The 21,633-nt window shown below is 44.3% G+C and carries 15 protein-coding genes; 4 read left to right on the forward strand and 11 right to left on the reverse strand.

Annotation, left to right across the window (positions count from 1 at the left end; genetic code table 11):
• Positions 1-131 precede the first annotated feature (131 nt).
• Entirely contained in the window at positions 132-2,732 is a 2,601-nt protein-coding gene (pepN, locus tag ACTQ9T_RS12430; RefSeq protein WP_440465317.1) for an aminopeptidase N, read from the reverse strand.
• Positions 2,733-3,212: 480 nt separating this feature from the next.
• Here pepN and ACTQ9T_RS12435 point away from each other — a divergent pair, with 480 nt between their 5' ends.
• From ACTQ9T_RS12435 to ACTQ9T_RS12445, 3 genes are all read left to right on the forward strand, one after another.
• Positions 3,213-3,857, forward strand: a complete 645-nt coding sequence (locus ACTQ9T_RS12435; protein ID WP_440465269.1) for a DUF6231 family protein — start codon at positions 3,213-3,215, stop codon at positions 3,855-3,857.
• 169 nt (positions 3,858-4,026) lie between these two features.
• Entirely contained in the window at positions 4,027-4,545 is a 519-nt protein-coding gene (gene pal, locus ACTQ9T_RS12440; RefSeq protein WP_194619911.1) for a peptidoglycan-associated lipoprotein Pal, read from the forward strand.
• 172 nt (positions 4,546-4,717) lie between these two features.
• Entirely contained in the window at positions 4,718-5,512 is a 795-nt protein-coding gene (locus tag ACTQ9T_RS12445; RefSeq protein ID WP_440465270.1) for a 4'-phosphopantetheinyl transferase family protein, read from the forward strand.
• A gap of 121 nt (positions 5,513-5,633) precedes the next feature.
• Here ACTQ9T_RS12445 and ACTQ9T_RS12450 read toward each other — a convergent pair whose 3' ends face one another.
• Positions 5,634-6,506, reverse strand: a complete 873-nt coding sequence (locus ACTQ9T_RS12450; RefSeq protein ID WP_194619913.1) for a hypothetical protein — start codon at positions 6,504-6,506, stop codon at positions 5,634-5,636.
• Positions 6,507-7,096: 590 nt separating this feature from the next.
• Between ACTQ9T_RS12450 and ACTQ9T_RS12455 the strand changes: the two genes are divergently transcribed.
• Complete coding sequence (locus tag ACTQ9T_RS12455; protein ID WP_194619914.1) at positions 7,097-7,855, forward strand: IclR family transcriptional regulator; 759 nt, start codon at positions 7,097-7,099, stop codon at positions 7,853-7,855.
• An 89-nt stretch (positions 7,856-7,944) separates the two neighbouring features.
• Here the strand turns inward: ACTQ9T_RS12455 and mmsB are convergent, their stop codons facing one another.
• The 9 genes from mmsB to ACTQ9T_RS12500 form a co-directional block, all read right to left on the reverse strand.
• Entirely contained in the window at positions 7,945-8,880 is a 936-nt protein-coding gene (gene mmsB / locus ACTQ9T_RS12460) for a 3-hydroxyisobutyrate dehydrogenase (RefSeq protein WP_440465271.1), read from the reverse strand.
• Positions 8,881-9,016: 136 nt separating this feature from the next.
• On the reverse strand, positions 9,017-10,249 hold the full coding sequence (locus tag ACTQ9T_RS12465; RefSeq protein WP_440465272.1) for an enoyl-CoA hydratase/isomerase family protein: 1,233 nt from the start codon (positions 10,247-10,249) through the stop codon (positions 9,017-9,019).
• Positions 10,250-10,306: 57 nt separating this feature from the next.
• Positions 10,307-11,089, reverse strand: coding sequence for an enoyl-CoA hydratase (locus tag ACTQ9T_RS12470; RefSeq protein ID WP_440465273.1), 783 nt, complete (start codon positions 11,087-11,089; stop codon positions 10,307-10,309).
• A 105-nt stretch (positions 11,090-11,194) separates the two neighbouring features.
• A complete protein-coding gene (locus ACTQ9T_RS12475) occupies positions 11,195-12,355 on the reverse strand; it encodes an acyl-CoA dehydrogenase family protein (protein WP_440465274.1) in 1,161 nt (386 codons plus the stop codon).
• 176 nt (positions 12,356-12,531) lie between these two features.
• Entirely contained in the window at positions 12,532-14,016 is a 1,485-nt protein-coding gene (locus tag ACTQ9T_RS12480) for a CoA-acylating methylmalonate-semialdehyde dehydrogenase (protein ID WP_189584786.1), read from the reverse strand.
• A 532-nt stretch (positions 14,017-14,548) separates the two neighbouring features.
• Positions 14,549-15,937, reverse strand: coding sequence for a GntP family permease (locus ACTQ9T_RS12485; RefSeq protein ID WP_440465275.1), 1,389 nt, complete (start codon positions 15,935-15,937; stop codon positions 14,549-14,551).
• Positions 15,938-16,098: 161 nt separating this feature from the next.
• Positions 16,099-18,144, reverse strand: a complete 2,046-nt coding sequence (locus ACTQ9T_RS12490; protein ID WP_440465276.1) for a propionate--CoA ligase — start codon at positions 18,142-18,144, stop codon at positions 16,099-16,101.
• Between the two features lie 246 nt (positions 18,145-18,390).
• The gene (locus ACTQ9T_RS12495) at positions 18,391-20,061 is read right to left on the reverse strand and encodes a fatty acid--CoA ligase (RefSeq protein ID WP_194619924.1); all 1,671 of its coding nucleotides are present in this window, start codon (positions 20,059-20,061) and stop codon (positions 18,391-18,393) included.
• A 209-nt stretch (positions 20,062-20,270) separates the two neighbouring features.
• The gene (locus ACTQ9T_RS12500; protein ID WP_440465318.1) at positions 20,271-21,404 is read right to left on the reverse strand and encodes an MFS transporter; all 1,134 of its coding nucleotides are present in this window, start codon (positions 21,402-21,404) and stop codon (positions 20,271-20,273) included.
• Positions 21,405-21,633 lie beyond the last annotated feature (229 nt).

Here is a 21,633-nt window from a genome sequence, read left to right on the forward strand (position 1 = left end):
AAGCCCGTTTGACACTAATTATGTCAAACGGGCTTTTTTTATGCTTTAACTTATAAAATCATGTGCTTTTTTAGGGCGTGTCCTCACTTTAAAAATGAGATAAATTGAGGACATGCCCTAAGCTAGCCACCCTACTTATTCGCAGCGCCTAGTACGCTCGTTAAGCTTTCAAGCACATGTTTAGAAGACACGGCTTGCTGTAAATCTAACAGCTTATCATGCGCCATCTGACGACGTGGCTCAGCCAAGGTGTTCCAGCGTGCAAGCACTTGCAACAAACGCGATGCTAAAACCGGGTTGGCATCATCCAACTTTTTAATCACACCAATATAGATATCTAAACCCTCTTCCGTCCATAAGACGGTCGGCTGCGAGGTAAAGGCACTGATGACTGAGCGCACACGATTGGGCGTATTCCAATCAAAATCAGTATGAGTAAGCAACGATTGAATAGCTTCAGTAGTGACCGTATCAGCTGATGCTTGCACGCTAAACCATAAATCGATGACCAAGTCATTATTTTGGAAGCGATTATAAAAGTCCGCCAAATAAGCATCCGCATCTGCCAATTGATGATTGACCATCACTTTTAATGCACCAAAACGTTCTGTCATACAGCTGGCATTATCATACTGCTGCTGTGCCCATTCATTGGCTCCATCAACGTTGGCCGTCAATGCCATGTCTAATACCACATTGCGCAAGGCACGCATACCACGAGCTTCGGCGCTATCTTCATAAGACTGCATGGGCAGCTGTTTATAAAGTGTTGCCCATTGATTTTTTAAAGCATCTGCCAGCTGTTGATATAAGCCTTCGCGCTGTTGTTTAACCAATTCTGGGTCGTAATCTGTATGAATAGCAGATGCCAGCTCTTGCGCTGATGGGATATCGAGCAAACGCGCTGCCAACATTGCATCGTCAGTAGCCAATGTAGGTAATGTCTTGGCGACTGCTTGCAGATAGACGTCAGGACTGCTTTTCGAGCCTCGTCCCTGTAGTAAAATGCGATTTACCAGCATTTGTGTCACTTGCCAGCGGTTAAAACCATTGGTTTCATGCTTAAGCAAAAATGCCAAATCTTCATCTTGATAATCGTAATTGAGCTGGACTGGCGCACTGAAATCACGTAGCAGCGATACGACCGGCTCACTAGCCACATTTTCAAAGATAAAGGTTTGCGTTGCTTGATCGAGCAGCAGCATACGCTCGGTAACGATGTCACCAGAATCTTTGTCAAATAGCGCGGTCGCTACGGGAATAGGTAAAGGTTTAGGCGCATCAAAACCACTAACATGACGGGTTTGCTGACTTAAAGTAATGGTTAACGTTTGCGTGGCGCTATCGTAATCTTGATGACCAGACACCACTGGTGTACCGGGCTGACGATACCAGTCGATAAAGTCTTCAATTTTATCATCAGTAATACTGAGCGCAGACAAGAAGTCCTCAACGGTAACCGCTTGCCCATCGTAACGACGGAAATACTCATCCGTGCCTTTACGGAAGTTATCTGCCCCCAAGGTATTCGCAATCATACGGACGATTTCAGCGCCTTTTTCATAGACGGTCGTCGTGTAAAAATTATTAATCTCGACGAAACTTTCAGGGCGTACAGGATGTGCAAGTGGCCCTGCGTCCTCAGCAAACTGATGGGCACGCAAAGTCGCGACATCATCGATACGCTGTACGGCACTCGACTGCTGATCGGCTGAAAAGGATTGATCACGGTAGACGGTAAAGCCTTCCTTCAAGCACAGCTGGAACCAATCGCGGCATGTGATGCGATTGCCTGTCCAGTTATGAAAGTACTCATGCGCGATGATGGCTTTCACACTAAAGCTACGCGAGTCCGTCGTGGTCTCAGGGCTAGACAACACACAAGCAGTGTTAAAAATATTGAGACCCTTGTTTTCCATCGCGCCCATATTAAACTGACTAACGGCAACAATCATATAGCGGTCTAAATCATAAGCTCGACCATAATTGACCTCATCCCATTTCATTGAATCTTTTAGAGCTTGCATACCGACATCACACTTATCGATATCGGCAGACTTAGCGTATATTTCCAGCAAAACGTCTCGACCTTCGCTGGTAGTATAAGAATCCGTCAATACATCCAAATCAGCGACGACACAGGCAAACAGATAGCTTGGTTTATTAGTTGGATCGTGCCAGATCGCATAATGACGGTCTGGCGCATCTGCGACCTCGCCTGCTTCAACCAAATTACCATTGGCTAGTAGTATCGGATAGCGCTTATCCGCCTCAAGACGGGTGGTGAATATCGCGAGCACATCAGGGCGATCTGGATAAAAAGTAATCTTACGAAAGCCTTCTGGCTCGCATTGAGTCACAAACATGGTGTCGTCACCGCTACCCGCCATATAAAGTCCTTCTAGGGCGGTATTGGTCTGCGGGCAGATGCGTACTTGAATCTCTAAAACAACCTCATCAGGTACATTCGCAATCGTCAACGTGCCTGCTTGCTGTTGATAATCTTCAACCGTTAATGGCTTACCATTCATCGTAACGGCGATTAGATCCAACTCCTCACCGAATAATACGAGATCTCCTGCTGTTTGACGTACCATTTTTAGGGTGCTGTCTACCTGCGCATGATCTTCGAACAGCTTGATATCTAAATCAACCGTTTCAACATCAAAGCTTGGTTTTTTATAATCTTTTAAGTTGATTTTACTTGGTGCATGCGGTGGCACATCTGGCATGTCAGGATTGATAATTTGAGCATCGGTTTCAGCAGTAGACATAGAGATTCCTATTATTATTTATGGTAAAAAGCATGATAAATTACGTTGTAACGGGTAATCAACTAGCACAATTTTTATGATTGTTAGAATGATAGCGACATTTAGGGCCTATCATCAATTAGCACATTGATACATTTAGTGGTCTTAAAATAGCTAAATTTTGCCAAACATCGTCAGCAATCTTGTCAATATATTCATATTTATGGCAATTCCTTTCTTGTTTGACTGCAATTTTCCTCATTTTAAGCCTCACAATCTAAATGATGACACAACCTAGCTACATTGACCTAAACAGCCAAATTTCAAGAGCCACCCTTCAGGTTATTACGCCTATCATCCAAAACAAAGATCAAAAACGTCAATCATCAATTGGATAGTATCAATGAAAATGATTTAATAGAGGCACTGATCACCAACAATCGATAAACGGCCTATTTTATGACAACGCAACCTACTAGTCGCGCAACCATTACCTTACCACTTTTGATGGATTACATTGATGTACTATTGCCATCGTTAGCAATACAGGTAGACACACCAGAAACACCTGAGCAAACTACTGCTATTAAACAAACTAGTGCTAGCTCTGATGGTAGCTCCGATGATAGCTCCGAGCTGTTATGGGTTGTGCAAGATAAAGCTGAACGTTTAGCACTACAGACATCCCTAAAAAATCTCGATAATAAAAAAGGGAAAACACATTTATCAACGTTGTCAGAACTCACCCAGCAGCAACTCTCTGAACGTTATGAGCTCGCTTGCTTTTGGCTACCAACCTTATCAGCAGAGCTGCTACCCCAATATATCCCATTGCTCATGCGCTATCGTGATCTTTATGCCGCGCACCTACTGATTGCACTCGATAGCACCCTAGACTTAAAAGCTTATGGCTTTACGCCATTTGATATTTTAAGCGAACCTTCTTTGAAAGACGCTGGTAGACGTGCTATTCATACCTCTTCTACACCTGACTCATTGCCAACACTGTGGCAGTTTAATTTGTACGATTATAAGCAATTACCCAACTGGCTGAACGCTGACTACTGGGCCAATCCCGAAAACTGGGGCAAGCATCGCTGGTGATATAGGTAGGATTGTTAAAACCATATAAAAGCGCTCAGTAATTCATAGCCTATTTACAGTAATACTACTTACATAAAGTAACATTTAGTATATGATAGATGATAATTGCCTAATTTTTATCATTAGCAGTTCAAAAAAACAAATTTTATTAAAATTTCAGGAGCTCATCATGTCAATCAGTTTTTCTAAGATCGCTGTCCTCGCTGTACTCTCAAGCGCCGTTGCAATAACCACTGGTTGTGCGACTAAACGTACTACTTCTGAAGTCGTGGTTGCGCCATTAGGCATCCCAGGTGGCCAAGTCGGCTACAATGGTGCTGTTATTGTAGACAATTCAAGCGCGGTTATTACTGGTGCTGAGAATCTACAAGCGGTTGTTTACTTTGGCTTTGACAGCAGTGAAATCACCTCACAAGCGGCCAGCGTCTTGAACCAACACGCAGGCTTGTTGAGCTCAAACCCAGCCGCTGGTGTTGTTATCGCTGGTCATACCGATGAGCGCGGTAGCCGTGAATACAATATCGCCCTTGGTGAACGTCGTGCCCAAGCAGCACGTAACTACCTTGCTGCGCAAGGTGTTGCTGTTAACAATATCCGTGTCATCAGCTATGGTGAAGAGCGTCCTGCTGCTGCCGGCAATACTGAAGATGCCTATGCACAGAACCGTCGTGCTGAATTGTCTTACTAAGACCGGTACAACTGATAGTAATAGATAAAGCGTCATTCGCTTTATAAAAGCCCAGTAATATTAATATTGCTGGGCTTTTGAGTTTTTATTGCGCTAAGATAATGGAATCACTCATTTCCAAGCTTTTTATGCTAAAAATAGCTAACCCATTACTAATTATTAAATATAAACAATGCCAACCTTACCGTTAACTCATATTCAGTACACTCAGCTCGATCCGATGACATGGTGTGCAACCGCACAAGTGAGCGAACCGCTGTATGTAAACACTAAAGCTATATGGGGTAAACCAACACGCTTATCGGTTCCTCATGTCCTAGATACGGATTTTCATAAGATACCTCGTATTAACTGGTATTGCCGTCCATTGCAAAGCCAGTTATCCGTAAAAGAAGTTGCTCACAACCAACGTCAACGGCAGCGTAAAGGCGTTCGGTTACTGCTAAAAGCCTTACTCAATAAGTTAGAAATCACTGATATCTTAAATGAATCAAGCTTCCCCTATCGACTGGTTAAGAGTCAACATTATGTATGTTTCAGTCATACAGATTTGGGTAATCGAAGTGATAGCGGTAAAGATTCTGAGCATAACAACAGTAGAACCCCAAGCAATCATATCGCAGTAGTCATCAGTCGTCGCCATGCCGTGGGGATTGATATAGAGACCAATAAGGTTGCATGGCATGTGGCGCAGCGTTTTTATCATCCTCATGAAACTGCTGCATTACAAGCATTACCCACAAATGAACGTAGTGCTATCACTAAACTGCTATGGCAAATAAAAGAAAGTTTTATCAAGGTTTATCAGTATAAGTTGGCACAAGGCTTAGGAATAGATTATTCCTACTTAATACCTAGCCTGATCAACATCATCAATGAAAACGCTGCTTTATCTGTCATCAGCGATAATAAGGCTAACTATCACATTGTCGTTTTGCCCTCTCAGCAAACTGTTATTGTTTTTTAAATGATATTTGCCAATACTCTCCGTAGATAATCATTCCTCTTTATTTTAAACGAAAAAAAGCGACCCGAAGGTCGCCTTTTTTTACGCTTAATCTAAATACAGTGCTTAGACTGTGATTAGATTAGAAACGGTAAGTTGCACCAAGTTTAACAATTGGGAACCACTCTAACCAATCTTTATCTTCAAGTTCTTGCTCAGCGATATTAGCAACTTCGCTGCCTTTGATGGTTTGAGTAACGCCTTGCTCATCTGTGTAATTTACGTCTGCATCTGGGTTAGTTGAACGAACCTTAGCATCTGTTTTACCCATATATGCTGCACCGATTTCGCCGAATACACCCCAGTTGTTGCCGATGTTAGGACGGAAGCCGATAGTACCATAAGGTGCTAGCTTGTTACGATGCTCTAAGCTACCTTCTAAGTTACCAGTTTGAGCAGCATTGTATTGAATACCGTCAAGCTCGAAGAAGTCACCATCAGCATTAGCAGTTACGTCGATATCGTTGTCAGGAACGATGATACCAGCACCCATAGTGAACCAGTTAGCTACAGGACGGTATTGAACACCTAGGTACGGGTTGCTGAAATCTGCATCAACTTCATAGTTTACGTCGTCAGCGTCAAAATCACCGCCGAAAAGGTCAGCTACATCACCACCTGCCCAACCGGCTTGTAGTTCAGTTTTGTCATTCATTGCCCAAGCAACGTTAGCGCCATAACCTAGTGTACCAACTTCAGCACTAACAGCGGCTGGATTAACAGCTGTTTGAAAGAAAGTTTTAGTACCACCAACAACTGCACCAGTCGTGTTACGTACTATGCCAGCATCAGCGTTGTATGCATAAGCAGGCTCAGCTTGGTAAGCAACAGCTACAGGCTCAGCTTCGTATACGACGGCATCAGCACTATCAACAACGATAACAGGTTCAGCAGCTAAAGCCGCAGTTGATGCTAAGATAGCAGCAGAGATTGCAGATAATTTAATAAGTTTCATAATTACTCTCCTAAAGTGTGAAATAACTCGCCCGTAAAAAATGATAATTTAGCTTTTTTTAAACCACCATTTTGTTGAGCAGATTAAAACAATTTTGACTCAAAAAGTCACCCCTATTGACGCGCTTTTTATTTGCCATTATGTAAAGATTGCATAGAAATTGTAATAATTACTACACTAACCCGCAAAACTTCATGTTCCTGTTACACAACGCTCTCAAAGTAACTCAAGAGCACAGACATGAATATCAGCTGGCTTAATATTCATGTGATGGTATTACAAAATATGTCATTATGATGAATGAGCCGCTGAACCAACTCAATAGTAGTTAGTTAGCTTATTACTACCGTTTGTTGTGATTTGTGAGTTGACGTATCTTTTATTACTTATATAAAAATTCACGCTAACAAATAAAACGATATAAATGATCTCATATAACGAGACTAGCGCTTGCCTCAACCGAATATTATGCTAAATTAGTTGTTATGATAGATTTGTTATAGAACGTCAGTAATGTCACTATTTATCTTATTTATGAAAATCTTGTGATGCTGTCTGCTTTATTTCTTTACTCCTACTGAGCCATACATATGCCTAAAGTATCGTCGATTACCCGTGTACTAGAAATTATAGAAGCGGTGTCCTATGCTTCAAAACCGCTTTCTCCACTTGAGCTCTCACAGGAACTAGACATTCCTAAACCGACCATCCATAGATTAATTCAAAACTTAGTTGATGATGGTTTTTTGACCGTTGATATTGGTGGCGGTATTATTCCTGGTAAGCGGGTACGTAATCTGAGTGTTGAGCTCTGGCAACAACGACTGTTCTTTAATGAAAGGCAGATGATCCTGCAAAAGCTGGTTAACGAAATTAAAGAAAGTTGCGGGATTGGTATTCCCTATCATATGGATATGATTTATACCAACCGTGCACAAACGACCTTACCATTGCAGATTTATCTCCCTGTAGGGGCAAAATCACCCATGTGGTGTACAGCGACAGGTAAGCTATATTTGAGCCAGTTGTCTCATACTAGCCGTCATAAAATATTGCAAGGTTTGCCACTAGATAAGTTCACCAAAAACACTATCACCGATATTGATGCATTGAATGCTGAGCTTGATCGTATCGCTGATACTGGTATCGGCATCGACAATGAGGAGTTTATCTCTGAGATGGTGGCAGTCGCTGTGCCTATATTGGACAAGAAGTCACGCTATCTGGCTTCATTATATCTGCACGCACCAACCATACGCGTGTCGCTAGACGAGCTGTTGACCCATGTACCACGACTGCGAAAAGCCGCGCAGGACGTACAGACGCTAGTATATGACCTACAAAGTTAACAACATTGACAATCAAAACCAAACTAAAAAAAAGGTCTGCGCTAATATCATAGCGTAGACCTTTTTTTTATCTATAAGTCTTTGTATTTCTAAGACAGCAACGATGCGTCATGACGACCCATGATGCTAGAAAAGTCCCTATCACCATTCTCTACTGTGTGAGCTTCATACAGCTCTGTTGCCTTGGCACCCATTGGTGTCTCAACATTGGTGTCCTGAGCGGTTTGCATCGCAAGATTCAGATCTTTTTGCATCAGCTTACTCATAAAGCCGCCTTGGTAACCATTACTGGATGGCACATTTTCCATCACTTGCGGATAAGGGTTATAGACCTCTAGTGTCCAGTTACGACCTGAGCTTTGTAGCATAATATCTGACAGCACTTTTGGATCTAAGCCGTTTTTGACACCCAAATTGATCGCCTCTGCTGTCCCTGCCATGAGAATACCTAACAACATGTTATTACAGATTTTTGCGACTTGTCCGGCACCGTGGTCGCCTGCATGAAAGATGTTTTTGCCCATAACGGCTAGTATCGGCTCTGCTTTGGCAAATGCATCGTCGCTGCCACCAACTATGAAAGTCAAACTGCCTGCAATAGCGCCGCCCGTACCACCGGAGACTGGCGCATCTAGGAAGTCGATGCCAAGCTCACTTGCCGCCTCTGCTACCGTCCTTGCATCAGCTGCGGCTATCGTACTGCTATCGATGACCAAGGTGCCTTTTGGTAAATTCGCCAGCAGACCACTATCTCCAAGATAGACAGAATGGACGTGCTTGCCAGCTGGTAACATACTAATGACGACTTGGGCATTGTTTGCAGCATCTTTCGGGCTATCCGCCACGCTAGCACCCGCTTGCTGTAAGCGCTGCGTCGCGTCCTCAGACAAATCGTAGACAGATAACGCATAACCTGCTTTTAACAAGTTTTCTGCCATTGGTGCGCCCATATTACCAAGCCCAATAAAGGCGATATTTGGCTTAGTAGTATTGCTACCGGTGGCATTTACATCCTTTGTATTCATCTCATCATTCCTTGATGGTTAAGTATTGATCATACGTGCAGGCATTGCTATATATAATGCTACATATATAGTTGTACGCTGTTCATTTGAGTTTGATTTATATTTAATATTTATATTGAATTGACACATCCAGTCTTTAACGCACCAGCTGATTGCCTGCTGCCTCATCACCCAACCAATCGCCCAAGGGATGCTCACCTTTAGAATAAGGGTTCACAAAGTGCTGATGAATGTAATTCTGACCTTCGGTACTGAGACAGTCGGCTAATGAACGCGACCATTGCGGATTGCGATCTTTATCAATCAATAGCGCACGTACGCCTTCTTTAAAGTCAGGATTGGCCGCACAATGTACCGCCACATTGGTTTCTAAATATAGAACCTGCTCTATCGATAAATCTGTGACTTTATGATAAAGCGCATAGGTCAAAGCAACGGTCACTGGGCAACCTTGGCGATAAGTAGTCACTGCTCGCTGCGTCCAGCTATCATCAGCAAAATCTGCATCTAGATTTGCCAATGCCTCGTCGCTTTGTAGGAGCGCATCAATATCGCCTAGGCCACCGCTATTCATCAACTGCTGGATAGGCTGCCAGTATGTTGCTAGCTTACTAGCAGGAAAATCGGCAACAGGCTGTGCTGCCAGTGCACGGCTAACGATACTGTAGGCGCTATTGTTATCACATTTATCCGTACTACTAGCTGCAACCTGCCAATCGCTCTGCTTTAAACTTTGTATGACGGCATCATAATCACTACTGGCGACGGCATACTCTGCAAGGTTAGCCAACATTGCGTCGTTACCATTGCACATCGCACCCGTTAGCCCCAAAAATAAACCTGCTTTGGCTGGCATACGCTGTAAAAACCAGCTACCAGAAGCATCGGGGAACAGTCCAATAGTCACTTCTGGCATCGCAAAGCGGGTACGCTCGGTGACCAGACGATGGCTGCAACCTGACATCAATCCCATGCCACCGCCCATAATAATGCCGTCACCCCATAGTATTAATGGCTTAGTATAAAAGTGCATTTGGCGGTATAGACGATATTCATGGCTGAAAAACTCAGTCGCATAAGGGTTTGGCATTGGCGCAGTTTCCGACATACTGTCATAAAGCTTGCGGATATCCCCGCCAGCACAAAACGCCTTATCGCCTGCTCCTTTTAATAGTATCGCCACTACTTGCTCATCACTTTTCCATTGCTCTAACTGTTGTGATAACAATTGACACATCTCAACACTTAAGGCATTGAGTGATTTGGGAGTATTTAACGTCATGATACCAATAAGATGGCCACACTCTGTCGGCTCAGTATTGAACAATACAGGCGCTGCTTGTTCTGTGCTTTCTGTTGCTACTGTCATAAAAGAGACCTACCAAAATTAAAATGAGTAAAGTAAATATCAGGACATGCCTACAGACTATTTATTTTGCCACGTAGGTTTACGCTTCTCTAAAAATGCTTGTACACCTTCGCGCTGATCATTGGTGTCGAACAATTTCACGAAAGCTTCGCGCTCATGGATAAGGTTTTGCGCAGGCGGGGTATTTCTAGCGGCTTGAATAAGTGTTTTAGAATAACTAACGGCAACGGGTGATTGCTTAGCGACTTTTTGCGCCAATGCTTGTGCTGCTTGTAGTCCTTTTCCTTTAGCAGCGACTTCTTCAACCAAGCCGATACGTAATGCTGTCTCTGCATCAACGCGCTCGCCGCACAATATCATGCGCTTTGCCCAACCTTCACCTACTAGAGCTGTTAGATTTTGGGTGCCACCCGCGCATGGCAATAAACCAACACCAGCTTCTGGTAAGGCCATCTGTGCATGTGCTTCTGCGATACGGATATCGCATGCCAATGCACACTCAAGTCCGCCTCCCATGGCATAGCCGTTGATAACCGCGATACTGACACCGCGATAAGCCGACAACGCTTCAAACGCGTCGCCAAAAGCGATGGCCATGCTTATTGCTCGACCCTTGTCACCGTCCGAGAAATTATTTAAATCTGCACCCGCTGAAAAGAACTTCTCACCATCGCCATGAATAATCAAGGCATAAACATCATCATTGGCGTTAAGATCAGTCACCAGCTGCTTTAGCGCCGGCAGACTGTCCATTGTCCATGTATGGGCTGGCGGGTTATTCAATGTCACAGTAGCAGTATGACCGTCAATCGATAACTTGAGATTGGTATAATCCGTCATAAATAGTCCTTTATTTTATCTGAATTTGGTATGGTTTATTGGTTGGGCGCTAGGTACAAAAGCTGCAGCTAATCATAGCTAAGCCAGATTAGCCGACTAATGCAGTTAACGTAATTGATCCAACGCATCGTCCTGTAATAGCTGACGCGAGACAATCACTCGCATAATCTCATTGGTACCTTCCAAAATCTGATGGACACGCAAATCTCGCACATGGCGCTCAAGTGGATATTCATTTAGATAGCCATAGCCACCGTGTAGCTGTAGCGCTTCATTGGCGACATCAAAACACAAATCCGTGGAGAGACGCTTTGCCATCGCGCAATAAGTAGAGGCTTGCGCATCCTTATTATCGACTTTACTGGCCGCTAAATAGAGCATTTGCCGCGCCGTGATAGTTTGAGTCAGCATATCAGCAAGCTTAAACTGTACCGACTGTAAGCTGGCAATCGGGCTGCCAAACTGACTACGCTCCTGCACATAATTGGTTGCGGTCTCTAGCGCTGACTGTGCCGTACCAACTGCACAGATACCGATATTGATACGTCCACCATCTAAGCCTTTCATAGCGATACGAAAGCCTTGACCTTCCTCGCCTATTAAGTTTTCTGCTGGCACTTTGACGTCTTTAAAGCTAATGGTTCGCGTTGGCTGAGCTTTCCAGCCCATCTTATGCTCGTTTTTACCATATTCAATACCAGCGCTATGCGCATCGATAACGAATGCTGAGATGCCTTTTGGCCCTGCACCACCTGTCCGTGCCATTACTACCAAGACATCAGTCTCACCAGCACCGGAGATAAAAGCTTTTTCCCCATTAAGCACATAATGGTCGCCTTGCTTATCAGCTTTGGTACGCAATGAGGCTGCATCAGAACCAGCATTAGCTTCCGTTAAGCAGTAGCTGCCAAGCCATTCACCGCTGACCATCTTCGGCAAATATTTTTTGCATAGGACATCGCTACCATATTCACCGATCATCCAGCCTGCCATATTATGAATGCTCATATAAGCCGCCACAGACGTATCACCCCATGCCAACTCTTCAAAAACCATAGCAGAATCTAAGCGCGGTAATCCTAAACCGTCATAGTCTGGATTGGTATACAGCCCCAAAAACCCAAGCTCACCTGATTTTTTGATAACATCGACTGGGAAATGTGAGGTGCGATCCCACTCAGCGGCATTTGGCTTTAGCTCTTTTTGCGCAAACTGTCTGGCAGTTTGGCGAAAGGCAATTTGGTCGTCTGTCAATGAGAAATCCATAAGATCATCCTTGTGCTTGCAAAGCAAATATGGTGACTCAGGTTTGATGAGTCATTCGTTTAATATCGTTTATACAGTATAGCAGTGGCATAACGACCATCACAAAATTATGCTTTGATATTAAAAAACATATTAAACATGAGTGGCGCTATACCACACGTATAGCGGATTAACGATTAAATTGAAATAGTGGTATTGACGCCGCGGCTTGCCTCATCATCAAACCAACGCGCAGTTACCGTCTTGGTCTGAGTATAAAACTGAACGGCTTGCTTACCATAAGGACCGAGATCACCAAGTTTACTGGCACGTGAGCCTGAGAATGAGAACATCGGTAGCGGCACAGGAATCGGCAAGTTGATACCGATTTGACCGACCTGAATGTCTTGCTGGAATTTATGTGCAGCAGCGCCTGACTGGGTAAAGATAGCCGTACCATTACCATGTGGATTGGCATTCAGCAGCTCAATCGCTTCATCAAGGCTGGCGGCACGCATAATACAAAGCACTGGACCAAAAATTTCTTCTTTATAAATCTGCATATCGCTTGTGACATTATCAAAGATAGTTGGCCCGACGAAGTTGCCTTTTTCATAGCCTTCGACGGTGATACCGCGACCATCAAGCAACAGACTAGCGCCTTCTTCTACGCCCGTACCAATCAAATGCTCAACACGAGCCTTGGCGGCAGGAGAAATCAGCGGGCCTAAGTCTTTATCATGCTTACCAGCTGAGACGATTAAGCCTTCTGCTTTGGCTTTAATGTCATCAATCCACTCACCAGCAGCACCGACTAACACCACGACTGACAGCGCCATACAACGTTGACCAGCAGCACCAAAGGCGGCACCCGCTAGTTGATTGAGCGTTTGCTCTTTATTGGCATCAGGTAAGATAACACCATGGTTTTTGGCACCCATCATACACTGGGCACGCTTGCCTGATTTGCTGGCACGCTCGTAGACGTGTTTGCCAACGTTGGTTGATCCAACAAAAGAAACCGCCTTGATATCGGGATGGTCACAAATAGCATCAACGGTCGCTTTGCCGCCATGTACCACGTTTAGTACGCCTTCGGGTACGCCCGCTTCGACTGCCAACTCTACCAAACGCATGGTGACCATTGGATCTTGCTCAGAAGGCTTTAAAATAAAAGTATTGCCCGTAGCAATCGCCATCGGGAACATCCAAAGCGGAATCATCGCTGGGAAGTTAAAGGGTGTAATGCCTGCACAAACGCCAAGTGGCTGCCAAATACTGTAGGTATCCACATCTGAGGCCACGTTTTCAACGAAATCGCCAACCTGTAAATTTGCAATACCTGCGGCATGCTCGACCACTTCTAGGCCACGGAATACATCACCACGAGCGTCTGCAATCGTTTTGCCTTGTTCAGCGGTCAAGATTGCTGCCAGTTCATCCATATGCTCACGGATCAACGCTTGGTATCTTAAAAAGATACGAGCACGAGTGGTAATCGGTGTTTTGCGCCAAGTCTGAAAAGCCGCTTGGGCAGCAGCAACGGCTTGATTGATTTCATCATCTGTGGTCTGTGGAACTTTGGCAATGACTTCTTGGGTGGCAGGATCGGTGATATCAATCCATTCGCTGGTATTAGAATCAACAAACTGGCCATTGATGAGCTGCTGAACGTGGTGCATAAGATATCCTTATCTTGTTTGCGAGACTACCGCGTAACGGTATCTTTATAGTTATGAGGAGGATTAAAAATTCATAGGTTGCTACAAATCATATTAATTATAAAATGATTTATTACGTATCGTTATTGACTATAACAATAAAACAATTTTAGGGTCAAGGGCTTTGTTGAAGTTTTAGTAAAGGAGTTCCTTCTAAAGAAAAATATCCTTGTTAGTATGGGCGCTGGTAAAAGCCAATTAGCCTCCCGAGTCGTATTTTTGACGGTAAATATGGACGCTAGACCTGAATGTTAAAGCTGAACTTTAAACCTGAACGTTAAACATAGACATCATAAATTTATATCAGCCATTATTTATCGCTAACTTAAACACGCAGAGTAAAATTTAAGAACAAAAAAAGCCCATGAGAGTCCATGAGCTCAAAGGTGAAATATGAGTAAAAAACAACATAAGTAGCAATATAAACAAGTTTTATATATAAATTAAAGCGTTTACCTTGTTTCTAGGTAACAAACTATCATTCTACAAAGGATTAAAACGACCCAAACATTGTTCCTAAGGTAATCACTGTGATTAGTGCTATCAACGGGACTAAGACAGCCGTCACAAAGATATCTCTATAGGACTCTCTATGGGTGAGCCCACAAATAGCGAGCATGGTTATGATGGCCCCGTTATGTGGTAATGAGTCCAGCCCACCTGCCGCTAAAGAAGCGATACGATGCATCAGTTCAGGGTCAATATTATACTGCTCTGCCAATTGCATATAACTTGCACCCATAATTTCTAGGGCAATACCCAAACCACCAGACGCTGATCCTGTGATACCCGCTAAAACATTAATCATGATCGCTTCAGATATCAATGGATTGCCTGGCGCAAACCCCATAAGGTACTGTTTGATAATGGCAAAGCCTGCAAGCGTCGCAATAACAGACCCATAGCCCACCTCTGATGCCGTATTAAAAATCGGCAGTAAAGATCCCATAGCGCCTTTGTTTAAACTTTCTTTTACACTGTCCATTTTTCTAAAATTAAATGCCATAACAAAAATACAAGCCAAAACCAACGATAGAATTATGGACCAAATACCAATGACCGAGCTTAGTTCTACCCCTCCAAATTTTTCATCAGCTAAGTAGCTGTTGCTCCACAAAGGTATTATGATCTTTGAAAAGACATAATTGCCTGATATGACGATGACAATGGGCAATAGTGCTAGCCAGAAATTGGGTATATCATTGTTCGAAGGGCTGTCTTGTTCATTTAAAGTATGATTGCCATACCCTTCATTATTCACATGGGCAATACGAAGTTGGCGACTCATCCATAACATACCGCCACCCAGCATAATTATTGCGGCAATAATGCCTAATCCAGGCGCTGCAAACGCATCTGTCTCAAAGTAAGGCATGGGAATAGCGTTATGAATTGAAGGGGTACCCGGTAATGCGGTCATGGTCAGTGTTAAGGCACCAATACAAATCGCACCCGGTATCAATCTTTTGGGAATATTGACGTGTCTGAACAAAGCAGCGGCAATCGGGTATATGGCAAAAGTAACCACAAAAGCGGATACCCCGCCATAAGTAAGAATAGCGCAAGCCAATACCACCGATAGCATGGCATGCTTGTCTCCTAATCTTGTCACTAAAGTTTTGGCAATGGCATAAGCATAGCCTGAATCTTGCATCAGCTTGCCAAAAATAGCCCCGAGTAAAAATAAGGGAAAATACTTAACCGCAAAGCTGCCCATCCCTTCCATAAATATCTGGGTATACATTCCCATGCTTTGACTGCCAACGCCGCTTAGAACAACAGCTAGAATGGCAAGAGCAGGGGCTAGTATTAAAACACTCACTCCTCGATAAGCAAAATACATTAACAATACCAAAGACAATACAATGGCAAAAATATCCATAACAGCAACTTCCTTTAACGCAAACGAATAAGTCGTAGAAATGCACTGGGTAAAATTGGGTATTCTCTTAAAGTGTGCCAGATATTCGACCATAGCTCCGACAGAGACTATTTTTGAAGATCTAGCACACTTTAACCAATAAAACCTAGGCTGATTATTTTCTAATAATCTTTCATAGACTGCTTAATCGCATCAATCGCTGCTGGATTGTCGAGTGTTGACATATCTCCTGTGGGCTTGTTTTCGGCCAGCGCACGTATGGCGCGGCGTAGTATTTTACCAGAACGGGTCTTTGGTACTGATTGCGGAAAATAAACCGCTGCTGGACGCGCAATGCCGCCAAGCGACTTGACGACTGCGCCAATGATTTGTTGCTCAAGGCGAAAGCGGTTTTCGGTTGTGGCCACTTGGGTGTGGTCTCTTAGCACACAAAACGCGATGGGTAACTCACCTTTCAGCTCATCATGAATACCCACAACGGCACACTCAGCCATCTCAGGATGGGTGCTAATCGCCTCCTCAATCTCTTGAGTACCAATCCGATGACCAGCGACATTGATGACATCATCGGTACGGCCGAGTATATAAAAGCAACCATCTTCGTCAGTTACGGCATAGTCTGATGTAGAGTACTCATTGCCATCAGCTAAACTAAAGTAGCTACTAATAAAGCGCTCATCGTTACGCCATACGGTTGTCAGGCAGCCAGGTGGTAGAGGCGCAGTAATTGCCAGCAAGCCTTTTTCGCCCGCAGCACAACGCTCGCCTGTTTTTTCATTGATCACATGCGCATCATAGCCATACATCGGATAACCAGGTGAGCCTTGCTTGTGCGGTTTATCATCAAATTTTGGGGTATTGCTTAGGATGGGCCAGCCGGACTCGGTTTGCCAGTAATGATCTAAAATAGGCACGCCCAGATGTCTCTTTAACCAATCCGCTGTAGACTGATCAAGTGGCTCACCAGCTAAAAAGAAAGATTTAAGACTGGAAACATCATAGCGTGTCATCCAAGTTTCATCTTGCTTTTTGAGCATACGCACACCTGTAGGCGCGGTGAAAAGAATATTCACCTTGTTGGCCTCAACGATACGCCACCAGATGCCCGGATTGGGACGATGCGGTAGACCTTCGTACATAACGCTGGTCATACCTGCCAGCAATGGCGCATAAATAGTATAAGAGTGCCCCACTGCCCAGCCAATATCGGATATCGCCCAAAAGGTCTCACCGGCTTTACCGTCATAAATATAGTCCATCGAGGTCGTTAACGCCACGGCATGACCGCCCGTGTCACGCTGCACCCCTTTAGGAGTGCCGGTCGTACCAGAAGTATAAAGTAAATACGATGGGGTATTAGACTCTAACCATACTGGATCAACGATGGCATTGGCCTCGCAGCTGATGCGGCGCTCAGTCGCATAATCGATATCTATCGCTTGCGCTTCAAAAGGTAAAATGCCACGATCAACGACCAATACATGCTCAGGCTTGGCTGTCGCTTGCTCTACCCCTTGATTGACTAGGTTTTTGTAGTTGATAACTTTACCACCGCGCAGACCAGCATCGACCGTGATGACCATTTTTGCCTCGGCATCATCCATACGAATGGCTAAATTGTGCGCGGCAAACCCACCAAATACCACCGAATGAATCGCACCAATACGTGCGCAAGCCAACATGGCATAAGCGGCCTCTAAAATCATCGGCATATAAATGATGACTCGATCACCTTCTCCAACGCCATGACGTTGTAGCACATCTGCGAAATAGTTGACCTCTTTATACAAGTCATTATAGGTTAGGCGACGCTTGGTATAGTCTGTATAAAACTCAACGTTATTGCCCAAATCGCTAAAAGTATCAGCCACGGTGGGGAAGGTTTCTATTAGCTCTTGATTAATCTCTGAGGACAGCCAAATAAAAGCATCTTGCTCAGCACGATCAGGCAGATGGCGATCGACGCAGTTATAGCAGAGATTGGTCTCACCGCCGACGAACCATTTAGCAAACGGCAAATTACTGTCATCAAGGATTTGTTCTGGCTCTTTATGCCAGTAGATACGTTTCGCTTGCTCTGCCCAAAATTGCTCGCGATCGTTGATAGAGCTGTGGTAAATATCAGCAAAGCTCGGGGTCTGAGTGGCTTGAGTTTGGCCGTTTTCAGAAAGTTTGGGTGCTACTTGGTTGTTGATTGGGTCGCTCATAATAGCTGTCCTTAGCATAAACAAGATATGATGCAATATAGTTTTGAATATAGTTGTGATAAACAATATCGTAATGAGGTACTGGTCATCCGTGCCAGAACTGAAAAAACCGATACATAATGTATCGGTTTAAAATGTAGCAGAGCTAACAATAAAGGTCAACTGTTAAGCGTTTAATCTGTTCGATCATAATGAACATTTGAATAGTTTAACAGCTAACGACTTTAGATAATGAGACACGTAAAGTTATACTTCGGTCTGATCGGCATACATCTCACGCATGACTTTTTTGTCATGCTTGCCTACAGAAGTTTTGGGCAATTCATCAACGAACTTGAACTGACTGGGCACACCATACTTAGGGATGATACCGCGCTCTACCGCTTTCTCAGCAATGGCTTTGATATCTTCGACCTTGGTCTCTTGAGCATTAGGCTTGAGCACCACTAACGCCAATGGACGCTCGCCCCACTGCTTATCACGAACGCCAATGACCGACACATCAGCCACTGATGGATGTAGCGACAAAATCGTCTCAATCTCTAATGATGAAATCCACTCGCCACCTGATTTAATCACATCTTTTAGACGGTCCGTGATTCTAATATAGCCATCAGGGCGTACATAGGCAATATCCTGAGTATGCATATAGCCGTTTTCCCACAGCTCTTTGCCAGCATCGTCATTTTTTAGATAGCTTTGGGTCAACCACGGTGCGCGCAGTACCAGCTCGCCCGTATTTTCTTCACCTGTACCAACTGGCTCATTATTCGTACTCCATATCTGGGCGTCCACCATAACCACTGGCTTACCAGTCATACAACGGCGAGCGATGTCTTCTTCTTCCGTCATTTCTGGCTCGTTGAGACTAAATTCTGTCAGGCTAATGAGCGGCGCTGTTTCCGACATACCGTAGCCCGTATAGACTTCGATATCTTGTGCCAATGCAGATTTTGCTAACCCTTCGGTCAATCTTGAACCACCAATGATCATTTTTAGACCATTAAAACTGGCACCTCGATCTTGCGCTTCTTTGAGTACCATTTGCAAAATCGTCGGCACACAATGGGTGATGCTAACTTTTTCGTTGATGATTAAATCCAGCAAAGTATCAGGCGCATAACGTCCCGGATAGACTTGCTTGAGACCAACCATGGTCGCGGTAAACGGGAAACCCCATGCATGCACATGGAACATCGGCGTCATCGGCATATAAACGTCGCCGTTACTCACGCCTTGTTTGTTCGGCAACATACCCAGTGTGGCGGCCTCTGCCATACTATGTAGTACCAACTGACGATGACTAAAAAACACGCCTTTTGGATCGCCTGTGGTGCCTGAGGTATAAAAAGTCGTCGCAATCGTGTTTTCATCAAAATCTGGAAACTCAAAAGTATCATCAGCGGCTTCTAGCAATGCCTCATACTCACCCGTTACGCGACTTTGGTTATCACCAAAAACGCCTTCTACCGTCATACCGTTATCATCTAGCCAAATGATATGCTCGATACTGGAGTTTTCAAACTGATAGTCCTTCACCAGTGCGGCAAACTCAGAGTTAAGCATCAGCACTTTTGGTTTTGCATGATTGATGGTGTACAGCACCTTTTCTGGTGATAAACGGATATTGACGGTCTGCAAAATATACTGCGACATCGGCACTGCAAAGTAGGATTCTAAATAGCGATGGCTATCCCAATCCATGACGGCAACCACATCACCAGTATCAAGATTTAGGTCGGCTAAAACATTGGCCAAGCGATTGATACGATTAAACAGATCTTTATAAGTGAAGCGCTTTTTATCTGCATAAACGATTTCTTGATCTTGTGAGACAGTTTTGGCACGGTTTAACAATTGCTTAATCAGTAATGGGAACTCATAAGCAGCTGGCGCACTGTGATAGATATTTGACATAAATCTGACGTCCTTGTTAATTATTTACAGTAATTTTAATGGCTATTAAAGGGTTTGAGGCGAACTGAAATTATTATTTTAATAAAAAATATGCTCGACAAACCTTGTAATGATAGTAAGAAAAAACCTCAACCATGTAAAGGCTGCTTACGTAAGTATTAGGATAGTAGCTGTGATTTTTATGCCATATTTGACGAGCTATATATAGGTTAAGTGGTTCGGGGTTTGGTTTTTATCATGCCAAAACTGGCGACCGATAATGCCAGTACTTGCACGAATAATAGCAACCATACGGTAAGTGACCATTGACCGCGCGCGTACGCTATCCCGCATAGCCATGCCCCTAGAGTGCCACCTGCATAATAGCCCATATAGTATAAGCCAGAAGCCAGTGAGCGACCTTTTTTGACATTGACCGCGATATAGCTAATCGTTGCCGCCTGAGTGACAAACACGCCAGAGGACATAATCGCGAGCCCTACAACAATACCCCAAAGTGGCGTCACCAGCGTCAATAACATCCCAAATATCGACACAATAACGGCCACCCGAACGGTTCGTGCTGAACCAAATCGACGTAGCAATGTAGAGGACAATGGCGTAATGACTACCCCAATTAAGTACACCGCAAAAATATTGGCCAGCGCACCCGTACCGAGCTCATATGGCGTGCCTGTTAGGTGCAAATTAATAAAGGTAAAACAGCCAACTAATGAGAATAATACACAAGCACCAAGCAAACAGGCTGTCACGACGTAACGATTGGTCAAATGCTCACCCAGCGTCTGTATCGCTGAGTGAAAGTTCGGATTGGCCTCAAAGTGACGCGATGAGGGTAGCATTTTACCGACCCAAAGCGCACCGATCAGCGTCATCGCTGCCATCACATAATAGCCGGCACGCCAGCCAATAAGCTCGTGTAAATGCCCAAGCAAAAACCGCCCCATAAAGCCGCCAAATACCGAACCTGAGACATAAAATGACATCAACTCAGTGACCGCGCGTCCCTCAAACTCTTCTCCGATATAGGCAATGGTCACCACGGTAATACCGGGCACAGAGAGTCCTTGTATGAAGCGCCATATACCCATCCAACCAATGCTAGGGCTTTGCGCAATGAGCGCCGTCGGTATCGCTAAAAATAGCAAAGCACCAACGATAAATGACTTACGCCCGACCGCATCAGAGAGCATGCCCAAAAACGGTGACATGATGGCGATTGCCAACACGGTTGCCCCAACGATCATACCGGCTTGCACTTCAGTCGCCGCAAAATCTACCATCAGGACGGGTAGCACCGCTTGAATAGAATACACTTGTAAAAAAGCGAACATGCCAATCAAGCCAAAAGTGAGCTTTAAAACCCATGACGTTGAATGATTTGGTGAGACAGAAGGCTGTGGGACGGTATTTTGGGTCTGGTCGGTAGAATGATTCACAAGGAGGCTGACTTTATTGGTTATGCCACGACAGTGATACACACCTGTTATTGGCTTGGATGAGAGACGGGTGACAGAGCTATGTTCTAAACACGCTGCACAATAAATCTAGTTGCACGATAAATCTAGAAGG

This window comes from Psychrobacter sp. ASPA161_6, assembly GCF_051970285.1.
Taxonomy (GTDB): domain Bacteria; phylum Pseudomonadota; class Gammaproteobacteria; order Pseudomonadales; family Moraxellaceae; genus Psychrobacter; species Psychrobacter glaciei.